This window comes from Parasedimentitalea psychrophila (assembly GCF_030285785.1).
GTDB lineage: Bacteria > Pseudomonadota > Alphaproteobacteria > Rhodobacterales > Rhodobacteraceae > Parasedimentitalea > Parasedimentitalea psychrophila.
The window spans coordinates 1,427,514-1,445,792 of sequence record NZ_CP127247.1 but is presented as its reverse complement, the minus strand read 5'-3'; the positions used below and the strand labels follow the sequence as shown (position 1 = coordinate 1,445,792).

At 61.7% G+C, this 18,279-nt stretch carries 13 protein-coding genes; 6 read left to right on the top strand and 7 right to left on the bottom strand.

The genetic code is table 11. The features are described from left to right. Positions 1-8 precede the first annotated feature (8 nt). The 4 genes from QPJ95_RS06970 to QPJ95_RS06955 are packed head-to-tail and all read right to left on the bottom strand — an operon-like array spanning position 9 to position 6,710. On the bottom strand, positions 9-2,051 hold the full coding sequence (locus QPJ95_RS06970) for a hypothetical protein (protein ID WP_270917614.1): 2,043 nt from the start codon (positions 2,049-2,051) through the stop codon (positions 9-11). Next, the gene (locus tag QPJ95_RS06965) at positions 2,048-4,819 is read right to left on the bottom strand and encodes a DUF4159 domain-containing protein (protein WP_270917615.1); all 2,772 of its coding nucleotides are present in this window, start codon (positions 4,817-4,819) and stop codon (positions 2,048-2,050) included. The genes QPJ95_RS06970 and QPJ95_RS06965 overlap by 4 nt, the downstream gene beginning before the upstream one ends. Then, positions 4,819-5,706, bottom strand: coding sequence for a DUF58 domain-containing protein (locus tag QPJ95_RS06960; RefSeq protein WP_270917616.1), 888 nt, complete (start codon positions 5,704-5,706; stop codon positions 4,819-4,821). Before QPJ95_RS06960 ends, QPJ95_RS06965 begins: the two co-directional genes overlap by 1 nt. Further along, a complete protein-coding gene (locus tag QPJ95_RS06955; protein WP_270917617.1) occupies positions 5,703-6,710 on the bottom strand; it encodes an AAA family ATPase in 1,008 nt (335 codons plus the stop codon). Before QPJ95_RS06955 ends, QPJ95_RS06960 begins: the two co-directional genes overlap by 4 nt. A gap of 64 nt (positions 6,711-6,774) precedes the next feature. On the opposite strand from QPJ95_RS06955, the gene QPJ95_RS06950 reads away from it, so the two are divergent. From QPJ95_RS06950 to QPJ95_RS06940, 3 genes are all read left to right on the top strand, one after another. Next, positions 6,775-7,356, top strand: a complete 582-nt coding sequence (locus tag QPJ95_RS06950; protein ID WP_270917618.1) for a DUF1285 domain-containing protein — start codon at positions 6,775-6,777, stop codon at positions 7,354-7,356. A gap of 127 nt (positions 7,357-7,483) precedes the next feature. After that, complete coding sequence (locus tag QPJ95_RS06945) at positions 7,484-8,236, top strand: hydroxypyruvate isomerase family protein (RefSeq protein ID WP_270917619.1); 753 nt, start codon at positions 7,484-7,486, stop codon at positions 8,234-8,236. Positions 8,237-8,330: 94 nt separating this feature from the next. Further along, positions 8,331-8,567, top strand: a complete 237-nt coding sequence (locus tag QPJ95_RS06940) for a DUF2798 domain-containing protein (RefSeq protein ID WP_270917620.1) — start codon at positions 8,331-8,333, stop codon at positions 8,565-8,567. 344 nt (positions 8,568-8,911) lie between these two features. Here the strand turns inward: QPJ95_RS06940 and polA are convergent, their stop codons facing one another. After that, positions 8,912-11,707 (bottom strand): DNA polymerase I, encoded by a 2,796-nt coding sequence (gene polA / locus QPJ95_RS06935; protein ID WP_270917621.1) that lies wholly within the window; start codon positions 11,705-11,707, stop codon positions 8,912-8,914. Positions 11,708-12,520: 813 nt separating this feature from the next. Between polA and QPJ95_RS06930 the strand changes: the two genes are divergently transcribed. Beyond that, a complete protein-coding gene (locus QPJ95_RS06930) occupies positions 12,521-13,459 on the top strand; it encodes an ABC transporter ATP-binding protein (protein WP_270917622.1) in 939 nt (312 codons plus the stop codon). Between the two features lie 28 nt (positions 13,460-13,487). Here QPJ95_RS06930 and QPJ95_RS06925 read toward each other — a convergent pair whose 3' ends face one another. Further along, a complete protein-coding gene (locus QPJ95_RS06925) occupies positions 13,488-13,814 on the bottom strand; it encodes an ArsR/SmtB family transcription factor (RefSeq protein ID WP_270917623.1) in 327 nt (108 codons plus the stop codon). An 84-nt stretch (positions 13,815-13,898) separates the two neighbouring features. Between QPJ95_RS06925 and QPJ95_RS06920 the strand changes: the two genes are divergently transcribed. Then, the gene (locus tag QPJ95_RS06920; RefSeq protein ID WP_270917624.1) at positions 13,899-14,390 is read left to right on the top strand and encodes a DUF6428 family protein; all 492 of its coding nucleotides are present in this window, start codon (positions 13,899-13,901) and stop codon (positions 14,388-14,390) included. A 175-nt stretch (positions 14,391-14,565) separates the two neighbouring features. Here the strand turns inward: QPJ95_RS06920 and QPJ95_RS06915 are convergent, their stop codons facing one another. Further along, the gene (locus tag QPJ95_RS06915; RefSeq protein ID WP_270917625.1) at positions 14,566-15,030 is read right to left on the bottom strand and encodes a DUF1203 domain-containing protein; all 465 of its coding nucleotides are present in this window, start codon (positions 15,028-15,030) and stop codon (positions 14,566-14,568) included. 207 nt (positions 15,031-15,237) lie between these two features. Between QPJ95_RS06915 and QPJ95_RS06910 the strand changes: the two genes are divergently transcribed. Next, complete coding sequence (locus QPJ95_RS06910) at positions 15,238-18,165, top strand: error-prone DNA polymerase (RefSeq protein WP_270917626.1); 2,928 nt, start codon at positions 15,238-15,240, stop codon at positions 18,163-18,165. Positions 18,166-18,279 lie beyond the last annotated feature (114 nt).

The window sequence follows — 18,279 nt, the reverse complement described above, 5'->3', positions numbered from 1 at the left end:
GACCAAAGTTAACGCCGTCCCTCTCGGATCCATCCAAGGGCGATGAAAAAGCTGGACAGCAGCAACAGCAGCCAGGGCGGCAGCAATTGGCTTTGCACCACCGACAGGGTTTCGTAGGCCTTGCGCGGCGTCAGGCCGATCCAGCCGCGGCCTGCCGCCGGGCGCCCGGCGCGGACGTTCCTCAGAACGGGCAATCCGTCCTGCAGGGGCAGCAACCCGCCACCTGAGGGTTTGATCACCGGGTGCAGGATCTGCAGGGTGGCAATGGTTTCCTCGAATTCACGCGGGGCGGCAGGGCCGAGGCCGATGACGGCTGTCAGCGCGCCTTCGGTCAGGCGGTAGAGGCCGATCTCGGGGCCGTCATACTGGGTTTCCCATTGTCCCGGACCGGTTTCGGTCAAGTCCAGATCTACGGTGCTGCCATCGGGGTGGGTGACGGTGACCTTGCCGACCGAATCGTCCAGGCTGCGGCGCCGGATACGCATCCTCTGGCCGTTGGCCTCGGCCCAAAGGGCCTGCTCTTCCAATTCAGGCTCTTTCATCATCCAATGGGCCAGCCGACGCAGCAGCTCCAGTTGCGGGCCGCCGCCCTCATAGCCCCGGCTCCACAGCCAGGCGTGATCCGAGGTCAGCAGCGCCACACGGCCCTCGCCAACCCGGTTCAGCACCAGCAGCGGGCGATCCTCGATGCCAGACATCAGGGTATGGCCTTGCGGTTGGTCCACCTCGATTTGGCGCAGCCATCGCCCCCAGTTTGCGGCGTCGCCCAGATCGGCGGTGACCGGGTGTCGTTTCCCAAGCTCGGTGACCACAGGCTGATAGGGATCTTCGATCACCCGGGCTGTCGGGCGCGCGGGCAGAACCATTGACAGGGGCGAGCGGTAAATACTGTCGGCGGTGGCAAAATCCGGCCCTGCGGCGACAAGAACAGCGCCGCCGTTGGTTACATAATTGGCCACATTATCCAGATAGATCGCCGGTAAAATGCCGCGCCGCTGATAGCGGTCAAAGATGATCAGGTCAAAATCGTCGATCTTTTCCAAAAACAACTCACGGGTGGGAAAGGCGATCAGCGACAGCTCGTCCACCGGCACCCCGTCCTGCTTTTCCGGCGGCCGCAGGATGGTGAAATGGACCAGATCCACCGCGCTGTCGGATTTCAGCAGGTTGCGCCAGGTGCGGCTGCCGGGGTGTGGCTCGCCCGAGACCAGCAGCACCCGCAACCGGTCCCGTACGCCGTTGATCTGCACCAGCGCGGTGTTGTTGCGGCCGGTCAGCTCGCCCTGTTCGGTGGGCACGGTGAACTGGATCACATTGCGTCCGCCGTGCGGCAAAGTCAGCGGCAGGTCGATATCGGTGCCGATGGGAAGTGAGAACCGTTGCGGGGTTGCGCCGTCGATCGATATCTCCAGCGCGGCCAGCAAGTTGTTGTCCGGCACTGCGCCCTGATCCTCAATGCGCAGTGTCAGGGTCACCGGTTCACCGATAATGGCAAAGCCGGGGGCATTGCGCAGGATCAGGCGGCGGTCCCAGTCGGTCTCTTTGCCGGTCGCCAACAGATGCAGCGGGGCCGGCAGGTCAGGCGCGTCTTGGATATCGTGGACCTGACCATCCGACAGCGCGATAATGCCGGCAATCCGGGCGCGCGGCTCTTCGGCCAGTGCCGCGGCGATTGCCCCCATCAGTTGCGAGCCGGTGTCGCCTTCGCCATCGCCAAGCGTTATCCAGCGGGTCTCGGTGTTGGGGCGATCTGCCAGCTGGCTGGCAAGAGCCGCTTTGGCCGCTGCCATCTGGGTCGGGCGGTCGGATAGCTGGTTGCTGGCGGTTTCATCCGCCACCACCAGTACGATGTCGCTCAGCGGTGCCCGGTCTTCGACCTGATAGACGGGCCCGCACAGGGCGGCGATCAGCACCAGCGCCGCCAACCCCCGCAAGGCCCAGCCGGACAAGCGCCGCCAAAGGGCAACGCCAATGCTGATCAGCGACAGGGCCGCGAGCCCCCAGATCAGTACCCAGGGCACCAGCGGATCAAAGAGAATAATCTGTGTCATTGGCCCAACCTGTCCAGCAGCGCAGGCACATGGACCTGATCGGATTTGTAATTGCCGGTCAGCACATGCATCACCAGATTGACCCCAAAGCGATAGGCCAGCTCGCGCTGGCGTTCGCCGGCAAAGCCACGCCCCACCGGCAACCGGGGGCGTCCATTGTTGTCCACCGCCCAGGCGGCGCCCCAGTCATTGCCGCCGATCACCACCGGCGTCACCCCATCGTTGAGATTGCGGAACGGCATGCCCTCGATATGCTCGGCGTCGGCGGGGGCGGCTTCGACCCAAAGCTCGCCACGCTGGTGACGGCCGGGAAAGTTCTGCAACAGGTAAAAGGCGCGCGTCAGCACATGGTCGGCGGGCAGCGGTTCCAGCGGAGGAATATCCAGTGACCGGGCCAGTTGCTGCAATTTTCGGGCGTTTGCACTGCTGGCTCCGGCGCCCACCAGATTGGCGTCTCGGGTGTCGAACAAGATCATGCCGCCCGTGCGCAGATAGGCGTTCAGCCGGGTATAGGCTGCCGCCGAGGGGCGCGGCTGGTCTGGCGTGATCGGCCAATACAGCAGTGGATAAAACGCCAGCTCATCGCGCTCCAGATCTACCCCCACCGGCAGGGAGGGCTCGATTGAGGTGCGAAAAGACAGCGTATTGGACAGCCCGCGCAGCCCGCTATGGGCGATTTCATCGACCTGATCATCGCCAGTCAGCACATGCGCCAGTGCCAGTTCCGAGCTGAGGCCAAGCTGATTTTCGCCCTGTTGCGCCAGGGCGGCATGGGGGGGCAGGCCAAGCCAAGCCGCCGTAGCCAGACCCAGCACCAGGGCGGCGGTGCGCGACAGGTGCATCAGCCCCGACAGCGCCAGCGAGGCGGCAACGTCCAGTGCCAGCAGCACCAGTGCCAAACTGATCAGCGCGCCACCCAAGGCGCGTTCGGCAGAGGCAGCAGCGTGGATCACCGGCACATCATGGGGCCAGATCGCAGGCTGCAGCTGGTCGCCCGCCCGCAGAACATTGCGCGCCAGTTTGCGGCTGCCACTGTCATACAGGCCGGGGCGCAAATCAGGGCCTACTGGGGCCTCCATCAGATCTGGGCCGTCAACGCCGGACAGGGTGTCGGCCTCGCTAAGGCGGCCAAAGCCGTCCAGCACCTTGATCGGCGTCCAGACCGTGCCCTCCAGTTCATCGGCGGCGGGTGGCTTGGCGGCGGTCGAGACCGCCAGCCGCTCCAGCATATCGACAAACAACCCAGACAGCGGCAGGCTGGTCCATTCGGCATTAGCGGTCACATGAAACAGAACCACCTGCCCCTGACCCAGCGGTTTGCGGGTGACCAGCGGAGTGCCATCGGCCAATTCGGCAATCACCCGGTCCGCCAGACTGGGATCGGGTTGCGCCACCACTTGTGAACTCACGGTGACCTCTTCGGGGATGGTCAGGCCATAAAACGGCGAGTCCTGCTGGAACGGCGCCAGGGTCTTGGGCTCACCCCAGCTCATCGCGCCGCCCAGGCTGCGGCCGCCACTGCGCAACCGAACCGGCATCAGTGGGTGTTCTTCGCTGCGTGAGATATCGCTGGCCGCCAGCCGTGGGCCGGCAAAACGCAGCAACATGCCGCCCTTTTCGACCCATTCGGTCAGCTGTTCTTCTTCGGTTTGGGCCAGTCGCGCCACATCCGCCAGAATGATGACATCCGGATTGGCTGGCAACAGATCGCCCAGCCCGCCTTCGAACAATTCAGCGGTCGGTTGCAAGGCCTGGCGCAGGTAGTGCACTGGCGACAACAGCACCAGACCTTCGTTGTCGGTCTGCGACGAGATCAGCGCCACTTCGCGGCGGCGCAGGCTGTCATCAGTCAGGGCCACGGCGCCGGCGGACCGTATCCGCTGCAGTTCAAACCGGGTGATCCGGGCGCGCAGTTCCGACGGCAGGATCAGCCTGGCACTGGCCCTGTCGGCGCCTGCGGTAAAATCAACACTGGCCGAGGCCAGCACCCGCATGGTGCCACCGGGATCAACACCCTGGGCCAGCACGGTGACCTGCTGCTCGGCGCTGGTGTGGCTGCGAATCACCGTCAGCTCAATAGCGCCGTCTGCGACTTGAGCCGGCAGTAGTCCGAGCCTGTTGGCACTGCTCTGATGCACCTGCAACTCTCCGCGCGCCCGCAAGGCCGAGATCAGCTGATCCCGGTCGGGGTATTCCAGCCCATCGGCAAACCACAGGGTGTCAAACCCTGCGTCCACCGCAGCTATGTGATCCAGCGCGGTGGCTATCTGGTCCGGGTTTGGCTGCCACGGCTGCGGTCCCAGCCCCGCCACCCGGCTGCGCCAGACATCGGCGGATTGGAACTGCAGCGGCTCCGGTGCGGTCAGCCGCAGCACCGCCACGGTGCGACCGGCACGGCCGGCCTCGGTCAGCGTGCTGGTGATCTGTTCGCGGCGCTGCCGCCAGTCGTTCGCGCCGACCCAGCTGGCATCCAGAACCAGCAGCAGCGACCCGCGTCCGGCGGTTGAGGGCGCCGGGTTCAGCACCGGCCCCGACAGGCCGATGATCGCCGCGGCAACTGCCAGCATGCGCAGCAGCAACAGCCACCACGGGGTGCGGTCTGACAGGCTCTCGTCGTCGCTGAGCCCCAGCAGCAGGGTGACCGCCGGGAACACCCGACGCACCGGTGCAGGTGGCACGGCGCGCAGCAGCAGCCACAGGATGGGCAGCGCCAGCAACCCCAGCAGCAGCCAGGGCGTGGTGAAACCGATGCCAGCCAGCAGTGTCATTATCGGGTTCTTTCTAATGCGTGATACAGCCACAACAGCGCCGCCTGCGCACTGTCTCCGGTGTGATGCAGCCCGATCTGCCAGCCGGTGGCACGGCACAGGGTTTCCAGCCCATCACGTCGTTCGGCCAGCCGTTCAAGATAGCGGTCGCGCAGCGCCGAGGCCTTGAGCGTTTCATGGCAGAGCCCGCCACCGACGCTCTCAAACAGGGTGCGGCCGGAAAAGGGAAACTCCTCTTCGCTGGGATCGAGGACTTGTAGCAGAACACCGCGCAATCCACGGTCAGCGGCCTTGCTAAGCGCCAGTTGCAATTCGTCAAAGGGGCCAAGGAAATCGGAAATGAACAACCCGCGGGCATGGGGGATCATGGCGTGATGTTCGGGGGGCGCATAGTCGGTATCATCGTTGAGGCTGAACGCCTCGGCCATGCGCAGGACCTGCATATTGCCACTGCGCGGCGGCAGCGAGGTGCCTGTCAGGCCAACCCGCTCACCACCGCGCAGCATCAGGATCGAGGCCGCCAGCGCCAGTTTTCGGGCGCGGTCGATCTTTTGCGGCAGATCGGGTTTGGAGGCAAAGCGCATCGAGCCGCCCTGATCCACCCAGACATGCACCGTCTGGGCAATCTGCCACTCGCGTTCCCGGATGAACTGCTGATCGCCGCGCGCCGAGCGGCGATGGTCGATCATATTGCGGCTGTCGCCGGGCTGTGCCGGACGGTATTGCCAAAAATCATCGCCCATCCCGGCCCGCCTGCGGCCATGCTCTCCCAGCAATACCGAGCCCGCCAACTGTTCGGCCTGCACCAGCAACGGCGGCAGGCTGCCGGCCTCAATTTCGGCGCGGCGTCTGAGCCCGGTGGCTTGGGAGAGGCGGGGAGAGGTCACGCGGCGGCCCGGGTCCGGGTGAGCTCGGCCGCGGTGCTGGCGATCAGCTCAGTCAAACTGTCGCCACGGGCGCGGGCCGCAAAGTTCAACGCCATGCGGTGGCTGAGCACCGGCTGCGCCATATCAATCACATCCTCGGCGCTGGGCACCAGATGACCCTGCAACAAGGCCCGTGCCCGGACCGCCAGCATCAGCGCCTGCGCGGCGCGGGGGCCGGGGCCCCAGGCCACGGTCTGGGCCACTTGTTCAGAAACGCCGGGTTCATCGGGGCGAAAGGCGCGCACCAGATCCAGGATCAGTTCCATCACCGATTCGCCAACCGGCATCCGGCGCAACAGGGTCTGCGCGGCGATCAGGTCTTCTCCCGTGAACACCTGCACGGCCTTGGTGTTGATGGTGCCGGTGGTGGCCAGCAGAATATCCCGCTCGGTGTCACGGGTTGGATAATTCACGTCAATTTTCAGCAAAAACCGATCCAATTGCGCCTCGGGCAGCGGATAGGTGCCCTCTTGCTCAATCGGGTTCTGGGTGGCCAGCACATGGAACGGAGTGCCCAGTGGCCGGTCTTCACCCGCCACCGTCACCCTGTGCTCCTGCATCGCCTGCAGCAGCGCCGACTGGGTGCGTGGACTGGCACGGTTGATTTCATCTGCCATCAGCAACTGGCAGAACACCGGACCCGGTACAAACCGGAACGACCGGTGGCCGTCGGCGTCGGTGTCCAGCACTTCGGAGCCCAGAATATCAGCCGGCATCAGGTCGGGGGTGAACTGGATCCGGTTACCATCCAGCCCCATCACCGTCGCCAGGGTCTCTACCAGCAGGGTTTTTCCCAGCCCGGGCAACCCGATAAGCAATCCGTGACCGCCACACAACAGGGTCGACAACGCCAGCTCCACCACCCGCTCCTGTCCGATGAACTGCCGGGTGATCGAATCCCGCGCCTGTTGCAGCTTTTCTTGCAAAGCCTCGATTTCCGTCAGCAGGTCGTCGGGTTCGGACATGACATTCCCCTTGTCGCCAATATATAGTGGTACTCTATCGTGCTGGAGAGAAATGGCAAAAGCAATGAGTGGACAAAATGACGTGACCCCATCCGCCGAGGGGATTGCTGCCTCGATAAAATCCACAAAGAGCGGCGGAATGCCGCCAGTGCACTTGTGGAATCCAGCCTTCTGCGGTGATCTGGACATGCGGATCGCCCGGGATGGCACCTGGTTTTATCTGGGCACCCCAATTGGCCGCTTTGAACTGGTCAAACTGTTCTCGTCGATTCTTAAGCGCGAGGATGGCAAGTATTTCCTGGTCACTCCGGTGGAAAAGGTTGGCATAACCGTCGATGACGCGCCCTTTGTTGCGGTGGATTTTGACGCCACCGGCAGCGGCGCCGAGCAGGTTCTCAGCTTTTTCACCCATGTTGGCGACACTGCGGTTGCCGGGAAGGACCACCCCATCCGTGTGGAACGTGACCCACAGACCGGCGAACCCTCCCCCTATGTACTGATCCGCGCTGGCCTTGAGGCGCTGATCGACCGCAAAAGTTTCTACCGCCTGGTTGAGCTGGGTAGCCATCACCAGGGCTGGTTCGGGCTGTGGTCGTCGGGGCAGTTTTTCCCGGTGATCCCGTCCAGGGATCTGGACGAGGCGTGAGGGGGCTGCCGTCAAGTATCCGCAATTTGAAAGAATGAACGCGCCACAATCGGATCAACTTGTGGCACTAATCGATCAACTCTGATCTCGCCTCTGGGGTCGACCAGTTTAACCGGGAAGGTTTTTGATGCCCAAGTTTGCGGCCAATATCTCGCTGCTGTTTTCCGAGCTGCCCTATCTCGACCGGTTTCGGGCTGCCGCTGCCGCCGGGTTTGAGGCGGTGGAGATCCTGTATCCTTATGACACCGCCGCCAAGGAAACCCAGCGCGCTTTGATGAGCAATGGTCTGGAGCTGCTGCTGATCAACGCACCGCCGCCGAACTATACCGGAGGCGTGCCGGGCTATGCCGCCATTCCCGGCGGCGAAGGCCGGTTTCAGCACGATATCCGCAGGTCGCTGCGCTATGCTGAGCTGCTGCGTCCTGGGATGATCCACGTGATGGCCGGATATGAAAAGGGCGCCGAGGCGCAGCAGGCCTATATTCGCAATCTGCAATGGGCCGCGGATTGGGCGCCTCAGCAGCAATTTACCATCGAACCTCTCAACAGTGGTGATCAGCCGGGGTATTTTCTCGATGACTACAATCTGGCGATTGAGGTGCTGGAGGCCGTGGACCGAGCCAATGTCGGGTTGCAGTTTGATGCCTATCACGCGCAGATGATTCACGGCGATGCCGCCCAGGTCTGGGATCGTTTTTCGGCCCATGCCAGGCATGTTCAAATCGGCGCGGCCCCTGCCCGCAGCGAACCGGGTACCGGGCCGATGGATTTTGCCGCTCTGTTTGCCGCCTTTGACGCCAGCGGATATAGCGGCTGGGTCAGCGCCGAATACACCCCATCAACCCGGCGCACCGAGGATAGCCTGGGCTGGATGTCGTAATGAGCTGAACACAGGGGCCTGCATGCGCGCACTGGAGGTTTCATTCCAATTGCTGCATGTATGATAGGACAGAAATTTTAAAAGAGCTTCATCCATGATTTCAGCCCGTTTTGCCCCCACCCTGTTTGGCCTGATCCTGTCCGGTATCATGTCCGGTATTGTCACTTTTGTTGTGGCGATCAAAAATTTTGGTTTTGCGGGGCAAGCGTTTGATGCCTGGGTCTCGTCCTGGAGCTTCAGCTGGCCGGTTGCCTTTGCGGTGGTGCTGGTGGTGGCACCTTTGGTGCGGCGACTGGTGGCCAAATTGGTCCGCCAGCCCGTCGAATCGTGAGCGAAGTGTGATCAGCAGGCACCGGACCGGCTGCTGTCCCGACCGAATTACCTAACTGCAAACCCCATATGCGGTGGCGCGGCACGGCTGGCAATTGCGATGGCGAGTTTGACCCGCAGCGACCTGCCGGACCCATGGCGGTCTCCCGTCCGTCCTCGACCTCCTGCCGGAGGTGCTCCGCCCGTTGGGCGTGGCATGAAATGCTCCACAGGAGCATTTCATGCGGGCCGGGCGCCACCCGCGCCGCGCTTTGCGCGGCGCCCGGCCCAAGACTGTCAGGTTCAACTGGCGGAGCCTGTTCACCTGACAGGCGCGGGAGGGCGCCGTTTTTGAGGGGGCTTGGCTTAGTGTGCCTCGGCCCAATTGGCGCCACGGCCGGCATCGACGATGAGCTTCACGTCCAAATGCACCGCCGGATCGGCGGCGTTTTCCATTACTGATTTTGCGGTGGCAATGGTTTCCTCGACAGCCGCCTCGGGGACCTCGAACAGCAATTCATCGTGGACCTGTAGCAGCATGCGGGCGGGCAGGTGGGCGATGGCGTCGGGCATGCGGATCATCGCGCGGCGGATCACATCGGCGGCGGTGCCCTGGATCGGCGCATTGATGGCGGCGCGTTTGGCGAAACCGGCACGCGGGCCTTTGGCGGCAATTTCCGGCGTGTGGATACGACGCCCGAACAGGGTCTGCACATAGCCGTGCTCTTTGGCAAATTCGACGGTTGCGTCCATATAGGTGCGGATGCCGGGGAAGCGCTCAAAGTAGCGGTTGATAAAGCCCTGCGCCTCGGCCCTCGGGATGCGCAGGTTGCGGGCCAGACCAAAGCCGGAAATGCCATAGATGACACCAAAGTTGATCGCCTTGGCCTGACGGCGGATGTCCGGGGTCATCTCATCCATTGACACCCCGAACATCTCGCTCGCGGTCATGGCGTGAATGTCCAACCCGTCGGCAAAGGCCTGTTTTAGCGTGTCGATGCCGGCCACATGGGCCAGAATGCGCAGCTCGATCTGGCTATAGTCGAGCGACAGCAGCACGTTGCCCGGCTCGGCAATGAAGGCCTCGCGGATGCGGCGGCCCTCCTCAGAGCGCACCGGGATGTTTTGCAGGTTGGGATCGCTTGAGGCCATACGGCCGGTGTTGGCGCCGGTCTGCAGATACGAGGTATGCACCCGGCCGGTGTCCGCATTGATATGGTCCTGCAGGGCATCGGTGTAGGTGGATTTCAGCTTGCTCAGCTGGCGCCAGTCCAGCACCCGCGCGGGCAGGTCGTGAGTGCCGGCCAGATCCTCGAGGATATCGGCGCCGGTGGCATAGGCGCCGGTCTTGCCCTTCTTGCCGCCCTCAAGGCCCATTTCGTCAAACAGGATCTCGCCCAGCTGCTTTGGGCTGCCGACGTTAAAGGGGCGACCTGCAAGCGCATGGATTTCATCCTCAAGCCCGGCCATCTTTTGGGCAAAGGCGTTGGACATCCGGCTGAGTGTGTCGCGGTCGACCTTGATGCCGTGCATCTCCATTGTGGCCAGCACCGGAATCAGTGGTCGTTCCAGGGTTTCATAGACGGTGGTGACTTGGGACAAATGCAATTTCGGCTTGAACAGCTGCCACAGCCGCAGGGTTATATCGGCGTCCTCGGCGGCATAGGGCACCGCGTCGCTGATCGGCACTTTGTCAAAGGTGATCGCCGATTTACCGGCACCCAGCAGCGGTTTGATTGGGATTGGTGTGTGATCCAGATAGCGGTCCGACAGGGTGTCCATGCCGTGATTGTGCAGCCCGCCGTGCAGCGCATATGACATCAGCATGGTATCGTCGATGGGGGCAATATCCACGCCATAGCGATGCAGGATCTTGGCGTCATATTTCATGTTCTGGCCGATCTTCAGGATCGCCGGGTCTTGCAGAACGGGCTTTAGCATTTCCAGTGCTATGGCCAGCGGCATCTGCCCCTCGGCCAGCTCGTCCGAACCAAACAGATCGTCTGCGGCGGCGGCCCGGTGGGTCAGCGGGATATAGCAGGCCTCTCCCGGCTCAATGCACAGAGAGATGCCAACCAGATCAACCACCATCGAGTCGAGCCCGGTGGTTTCGGTGTCCACCGCCACCCAACCGCGTTGCTGGATCCGGTCGATCCAGGGCTGTAATTCCTCGGCGCTGGTCACGCAGGTATAGGCGTCACGGTCAAACGGCACCGCCTCGATGGGCGCGGCGGCCACGGCGGCTGGCTCGGTGATCACCGGGGGCTCTTGCCCCAGTTGATCCGCCATCCGCTTGGTCAGGGTGCGGAACTCCATCTCGGCGAGAAAGCCCAGCAGCACCTCGGGTTCGGGGTCGCGCACTTCAAGATCACCAATGGTGAAATCCAGCTGCATCTCGCAATCCAGCTGCACCAGCGTTTTGGACATCTCGATCTGGGCGCGGTTGTCGATCAGGGTCTGGCGGCGCTTGGGCTGTTTGATCTCTGCGGCGCGGTCCAGCAGGCTTTCCAGATCGCCGTATTCGTTGATCAGCAGGGCGGCGGTTTTAATGCCGATGCCGGGTGCGCCGGGAACGTTATCGACGCTATCGCCAGCCAGTGCCTGCACGTCCACCACCCGTTCGGGGCCGACCCCGAATTTCTCGATCACCCCGTCCCGGTCGATGCGCTTGTTCTTCATCGCGTCCAGCATTTCCACGCCGCCGCCGACCAGCTGCATCAGATCCTTGTCCGAGCTGATGATGGTGCAGCGGCCACCGGCGTCACGCGCCTGACAGGCGAGAGTGGCCATGATGTCGTCGGCCTCATAGCCTTCGACCTCTTTGCAGGCGATGTTAAAGGCGCGGGTGGCGTCGCGGGTCAGCGGGAACTGGGGGCGCAGATCCTCGGGGGTTGGTGGCCGGTTGGCCTTGTAAAGATCATACAGGTCGTTGCGGAAGGTCTTGCCCTTGTGGTCAAAGATCACCGCCACATGGGTGGGGGCATCGGGGCCGGTGTTGCCCTCGACATAGCGCTGCAGCATGTTACAGAACCCGGCCACGGCGCCGATTGGCAGCCCGTCGGATTTGCGTGTCAGCGGTGGCAGCGCGTGATAGGCGCGAAAGATAAAGGCCGAGCCGTCGATCAGATGCAGATGGCAGCCTTTGCCGAATTCCGTGCTCATGGCCTGTGCGCTCCTATGGGAAACTGTTCGTGTTCTGTTTCCAGAGTTATCGGTTATCTGGGGGCCAAGGGCAATTGGTGTTTACGGCAAAGCTGAGCCTGGAGACCGCTTTTGCTTGCCGCTTTTGACGCCAGGCGACGACGGCAGGTGCATGGCTCCTTAAGCGGGCGCCATTGAGACTGGGGTTGAATTTATTGTGAGGTCGGAGTCCAAATATTGTTGTACCTCTTGATAGGAGATTGCCTGTGAAATTCGCTGTTCGACTTCGCGCTTTAACCCGGTGTCATGTGGCTTGAGGGATTGCTGACTTTCCTTGGCTAGCGCGAAAACAGTTTTTAAATCAGGTCCTTGCCTGTGCAGACCCATCGATTCCAGAAGACCATCGACTGTTTGTTCGGATGTTTCAGGATTGATAAGATCCTCAAACCGCACGTGTATTTTAGGTTGTGAGCGAACTGTCGAGAATTTGTAGACAAGGGCTAGGTAGGCATTGATCTGACCATTCAACATTATGTTTATGGTCTGGTCATAGCGCTTAGAGCTGTGGAAGATGTAATCGCGTTTTTTCTAAGCGATCTCATCGTGTGGGACGATATGGCCGCCACTGGGTCCCGGGTTATCAAGAGGAAGCCCAGAGGGTTTTCCAGAAAACTGCGGCCTTAATCGCGGTATTCGACCCGGCCGGCGTTCTCGCAGATCTGCGGATAGATTCGCGGATGATCCGCTGCGCTCTCATGGTCGTCGCTGGCGGTCCTGATGCTTATCCCTTAGAGGCTTTTGTGAGCCAGAGTAAAAACAGGGACAGGTGCTGCGATGACACAGGATGCGATCCGGATTGAAGGTCTGCGCAAAACCTACAAGGGCGCCAAAGGGCAGCCCGAGAAACAGGCGCTCAAAGGTATCGACCTGAGCATTCCGCGTGGCTCGGTGTTTGGCCTGCTTGGCCCCAATGGTGCCGGCAAGTCGACGATAATCAATATTCTGGCCGGTCTGGTGCTGAAAACCTCGGGCAAGGTGACCATCTGGGGCTTTGATCAGGATGCCAATCCACGCCAGTCGCGCGCCTCGATCGGGGTGATGCCGCAGGAGTTGAATCTGGATCCGTTCTTTACCCCGCGCGGCGCGTTGGAGGTGCAGGCGGGTCTGTACGGAGTGCCCAAATCCGAGCGCCGCAGCGACGAGATCTTGGCGATGATCGGGCTGGAGGATAAGGCCGAGGCCTATGCCCGCACCCTGTCGGGTGGTATGCGGCGGCGGTTGTTGCTGGGCAAAGCGCTGGTGCATCACCCGAATATCCTGGTGCTGGACGAGCCCACCGCCGGTGTTGATATCGAGCTGCGCCAGATGTTGTGGAGCAATATCCGCAAGCTGAATGAACAGGGTATGACGATCATTCTGACCACTCATTACCTGGAAGAGGCCGAAGAGATGTGCGACGAGATCGCCATCATCAACGAGGGCGAGGTCGTGGCGCGCGACAGCACCAAAAACCTGCTCGGGCGATTGGATGCCAAGACGATGGTGGTGCATCCCGACACCGCGGTCTCGACCCTGCCGCAAGGCGCGGGGATCGAGGCGGAGCTGCGCGGTGATGGTGCCGTTGTGCTGCGCTATGGCAGCAACGCCACCAGCGCTGAACAGGTGCTGGCGGCGGTGCGGGCTGCCGGTATCACCATCCGGGATGTAAAAACGGAAGAGGCGGATCTGGAAGACGTGTTTCTGTCCCTGACCTCGTCCCGGGAATCTTGGTGATTGCGAATATGTGGGCTGCGTTGAAAGGTTAGCAGTCTTTGGGTATCCCACAACAGGCCACCACATCCTGATGGTTGTTACAGCAGTCGTTGATCAGATAACCAACCATGCCGCCCATGGCGTCAAAATTGACACGGTAGATGATATGGCGTGACTTGCGTTCGGCTGTGACCAGCCCGGCCTTGGCAAGGGTCGACAGGTGAAACGACGCTCTGGACGATGCAGCGTCAACGGCCTCGCCGATCTCTCCGGCCGAGGCCCCATCGCTACCCTTGGTGACCAAAAACCTGAGAATACGCAGCCGCGTTTCCTGAGCAAGGGCGCCCAGGGCGTCGATGACTTGAGTTTCATTCATAGTTCAACCTTTGTTGAAATGTCCGTTGACACGGCATTGTTTCAATAATACTTGAGATATTGAGATAACAAGGAGGGATACACGATGACTGATAGACTGACAACGCTGAACGACATGCTGAAGGTGCTGAAAACCCAAGATGCGAACCTGTCGCTGGTGTTTGCGACCGCAGAGGGTGAGATCGGCGGTGGGTATCACGTAACCGAACTGAAACAGACCTCGATCACCAGTATTGATTGCGGCAGAAATATTGATGACTGGCGGGAAACACATGTTCAGTTACTGGATGGCCAAAACGGCGATCATATGAGTATCGGAAAGTTTTCCTCCATCGCAGCCCAGAGCATAGTCAAATTGCACGGCCTGGGCGACGCGCCATTGTATTTCGAATTCGCGTTGAAGAACAAAGGACTTCGCCGGTATCAGGTTGAATCTCTTACGTCTGATGGCGATCAGGCCAGCATATTGCTGAGCGAAGGCCGGGCCATGTGCAAACCCGCCGCAGTGGGGAAAATGTCCGCCAAATCGACAGAATGTTGCGGTGCAACCAACGCCAGAACGGCGTGTTGTGGCTAGGTAGATCGTCGCGAGATCTCGGACATGTTCAGGCCCTGGTGTGAATACTCCTTGGCCTGTTCTTCTCGGACGGCACTGTGCCGCGTGCACCGATGGTGACGCCCGCCAGTCGAGACGATTGGCGGGCTGAAAATTGCCACTGTAGCTGGAGTGTCTTTGGCAAACACAGGTGTTCTTAGTCCCGGTCGACCCGTGCCTGATAGCAATTGTTGCGGGATGACCGGATGTGAATGTAGTTCACCCGCTCGTCCTTTAGAATCTCTTCAGCCTGCTGCATCATCTGTTCTTTGGTGATGACAACTCCGGTGCCATAGACGATGCGGTCATCGTGACTGTAGCCTTTGATCAAATAGTCAGGCGAGTGGGTGAATACCTCGGGCATCTGGTCCCCTTTGTGTTGTTCGCATGGATCCGCGCAAAGAAAGATTGGGCCGGTTTCCGCATAGGGTTGCGCCGCAGGAAATGGGCGGTGGGCCAGGATCAGCATTCCGGCACCTTGGGGAATGTAATTCAGGCAATGACGACAGGGGTTTCCACCGCCATCTGATTGTGTGTGCTCAGGAAGCTGGCCGTGGGTATCAAGCCCACCATTTTGCAGGGTGCGGACGATGTCGGTGGGCAGGGCAGTGATTTTGGTCATGAGATGTCTCCGTTTGTTGTTCAGACTTTGCCAGAACTCAGACATCTGGATCGACCCGTATCCTGCGCATTGCAACGCGGGGCTCCCGCCCGTTGTCGCCCCTGACCGGGGCTCCGCCCGTTGGGCGTGGCACCGCGCCTGCGGCCCGGTGCGGCTGGCATATGAGGGGACTCGAAGTGAGAACAAAACGGGAATATGCTGTGAGGTATGTTTGCCGAATTTGCGAATCTCTCTAACTTTACCTTTCTCACCGGGGCGTCCCACCCGGAGGAGTATGTTCAGCGTGCGCTGGCGCTGGGGATCCCGGCGCTGGCGATTGCGGATGAGAACTCGGTTAGTGGTATCGTGCGCGCCCATACCGAGGCTCGCGATATTGCCCGTCGGGTGCGCGAGCGGCTGGCTTGGGATAAGGACCATGATCCGATTGGGCCGCCCTGTCCGGATGGCATGGTTCGGCCGGCCAGCTTTCCGATCTATGATATGCCACGGCTGATCCCGGCGGCAAAGCTGGTGTTCACCGATGCACCACCTGTCGTCGCCTTGCCGAAAACCCGTGTGGGCTGGGGCAACCTGTGCCGGCTGATCTCACGCGGGCGGCTAAGGGCGGCTAAGGGGGGCTGCACCCTGCACTTATGTGACCTGCTGCAGTTCTCCGAAGGCCTGCATCTGCTGCTGGTACCGCAAGCGCTGCGGCGGCAGGGCGGCGCGGGCGGGTGGTTGCCGCATATGGACGGTTTGACGCGCTGCTTTGGGGACCGGATGCATCTGTTGATGGCTCCGGCTTATGACGGCGCTGATGGCGCGTGGTTTGCACAGATTACGGCCTGGGCTACTGATTTGGGTATTCCCACGCTGGCCAGTGCTGCGCCGCGGATGCATCACGGGGCGCGGCGGCGGCTGGCGGATGTGCTGAGCGCGATCCGGTTGCATATCAAGGTCGAGGCATTGGGCCGCTCGGCGCTGGCCAATGGTGAACAGCGGCTGCGGTCCGAGGCTGAGATGCGGCGGATCTTTGCCGGTCATGAGGGCGCTGTGGACCGGGCCGGGGTGCTGGCAGGGCAGCTGACTTTTTCGCTGGATGAGCTGCGCTATGAGTATCCCAGCGAAGCGGCTGATGGTGAAGCTCCGGATGAGAGGCTGCGCCGTCTGGCGTTGGAGGGGCTGGCCTGGCGCTACCCGGCCGGGGTCAGTGCCAAAGTGCGGGCGATGCTGGAGCATGAGCTGACCCTGATCGGCAAGCTGCGCTATGAACCGTATTTCCTGACCGTGCGCGACATTGTGCATTTTGCCCGTGGCCGGGGCATCCTGTGTCAGGGGCGCGGCTCGGCGGCCAATTCGGTTGTTTGCTATTGTCTGGGGGTTACCTCGGTTTCCCCTGAGATCGGCACCATGGTGTTTGAGCGCTTTGTCTCCGAGGCCCGCGACGAGCCGCCCGACATCGACGTGGATTTTGAGCACGAGCGGCGCGAGGAGGTGATCCAGCATATCTATGACCACTACGGCCGCCACCGCGCCGGGCTCTGCGCCACGGTGATCCATTACCGAGGCAAACGGGCGATCCGCGAGGTGGGCCGCGCCATGGGGCTGAGCGAGGACACCATTTCGGCGCTCAGCTCGCAGCTTTGGGGATTTTTCAGCGCCAAGGGGCTGGAGGCGCAGCGGATGGCGGAAATCGGGCTGGATGCCAGCGATCTCCGTCTGCGCCAAACCATGGATCTGGTCTATCAGATCATCGGTTTTCCGCGTCATCTGTCGCAGCATGTGGGCGGCTTTATCATCACCGATGGTCGGCTGGACGAGCTGGTGCCGATTGAAAACGCCACCATGGAGGGGCGCACGGTGATCTGCTGGGATAAGGACGACATCGACGCGCTGGGCATTCTCAAGGTGGATGTGCTGAGCCTGGGCATGCTGACCTGTATCCGCAAGGCGTTTGAGCTGATCCAGACCCATCACCGCCAGAGCTGGAGTCTGGCCAGCCTGCCGCCCGAGGATCCGGCGGTTTATGATATGCTGTGCAAGGCGGACAGCATTGGGGTGTTTCAGGTGGAGAGCCGGGCGCAGATGAATTTCCTGCCTCGCATGCAGCCGCGGACATTCTATGATCTGGTGATCGAGGTGGCGATCATCCGGCCCGGACCCATTCAGGGCGATATGGTGCATCCCTATATCCGCCGCCGCAACGGTGAAGAGCCGGTGAGCCTGCCCTCGGATGCGCTGGGCGATGTGCTGCGCAAGACGCTGGGGGTGCCGCTGTTTCAGGAACAGGCGATGCAGATTGCCATTGTTGGTGCCGGCTTCACCCCGGAACAGGCCGACCGGTTGCGGCGCTCGCTGGCGACCTTCAAGAAACACGGCAATGTCAGCGAGTTCCGGGCGTTGTTCCTGCGCGGCATGGCGCGCAACGGGTATGAGACTGAGTTTGCCGAGCGTTGTTTCAGCCAGATTGAGGGTTTTGGTTCGTACGGATTTCCCGAAAGCCATGCCGCCAGTTTTGCGCTGCTGGTCTATGCCAGCGCCTGGATCAAGTGTCACCATCCCGGCATTTTTGCCTGCGCCCTGCTGAATGCGCAGCCGATGGGGTTTTATGCCCCGGCGCAGATCGTGCGCGATGCGCGGCAACACGGGGTCGAGGTGCAGCCGATCTGCATCAACGCCAGTTTCTGGGACAATGTGATGGAGCCGGACGGGCGCGGTGGGCTGGCGCTGCGGCTGGGGTTGCGCCAGATCAAGGGATTGCGGGAAGAGGACGCCAGCTGGCTGACCGCAGCCCGTGGCAATGGCTACACCGAGATTGACGATGTCTGGCGCAAGGCGGGGCTGGCCCCTGCGGTGATTGAGCGGCTGGCCGAGGCGGATGCTTTTGCCGGCCTAGGGCTGAGACGTCGCGAGGCGCTGTGGGCGGCCAAGGCGATTGCCTCGGTCAAGCCACTGCCGCTGTTTGCCCGAGGGCTGGAGGGGGAGGCGATAGATGAGCCTGCTGCGATGCTGCCGAGGATGTCGCTGGGGGAAGAAGTGGTGGAGGATTATGTTGCCATGCGATTGTCGCTCAGGGCGCATCCGCTGGCGTTGTTGCGGGATCACCTGACGCCGCAGAACCCTGGACCCAGCGCTGGGCGAGAGGCGGCGATTTGAGTATTTTTAGCAAAAAGAAGCCTCTGCTGTGGCCCGCGTTGATGCGGTGCAGAATAACAACGGTTTCCCCGCTTGCTGGGAGGTTGTAAAAGGCAGCAAATACCCCTGCTCCGG

Bases quoted from the DNA above. Each gene is read 5' to 3' on its own strand.
- QPJ95_RS06930 (WP_270917622.1), top strand. From the start codon at position 12,521: ATGACACAGGATGCGATCCGGATTGAAGGTCTGCGCAAAACCTACAAG.
- QPJ95_RS06910 (WP_270917626.1), top strand. From the start codon at position 15,238: ATGTTTGCCGAATTTGCGAATCTCTCTAACTTTACCTTTCTCACCGGG.
- QPJ95_RS06945 (WP_270917619.1), top strand. From the start codon at position 7,484: ATGCCCAAGTTTGCGGCCAATATCTCGCTGCTGTTTTCCGAGCTGCCC.
- QPJ95_RS06940 (WP_270917620.1), top strand. From the start codon at position 8,331: ATGATTTCAGCCCGTTTTGCCCCCACCCTGTTTGGCCTGATCCTGTCC.
- QPJ95_RS06950 (WP_270917618.1), top strand. From the start codon at position 6,775: ATGAGTGGACAAAATGACGTGACCCCATCCGCCGAGGGGATTGCTGCC.
- polA (WP_270917621.1), bottom strand. From the start codon at position 11,707: ATGAGCACGGAATTCGGCAAAGGCTGCCATCTGCATCTGATCGACGGC.
- QPJ95_RS06915 (WP_270917625.1), bottom strand. From the start codon at position 15,030: ATGACCAAAATCACTGCCCTGCCCACCGACATCGTCCGCACCCTGCAA.
- QPJ95_RS06965 (WP_270917615.1), bottom strand. From the start codon at position 4,819: ATGACACTGCTGGCTGGCATCGGTTTCACCACGCCCTGGCTGCTGCTG.
- QPJ95_RS06970 (WP_270917614.1), bottom strand. From the start codon at position 2,051: ATGACACAGATTATTCTCTTTGATCCGCTGGTGCCCTGGGTACTGATC.
- QPJ95_RS06920 (WP_270917624.1), top strand. From the start codon at position 13,899: ATGACTGATAGACTGACAACGCTGAACGACATGCTGAAGGTGCTGAAA.
- QPJ95_RS06925 (WP_270917623.1), bottom strand. From the start codon at position 13,814: ATGAATGAAACTCAAGTCATCGACGCCCTGGGCGCCCTTGCTCAGGAA.
- QPJ95_RS06955 (WP_270917617.1), bottom strand. From the start codon at position 6,710: ATGTCCGAACCCGACGACCTGCTGACGGAAATCGAGGCTTTGCAAGAA.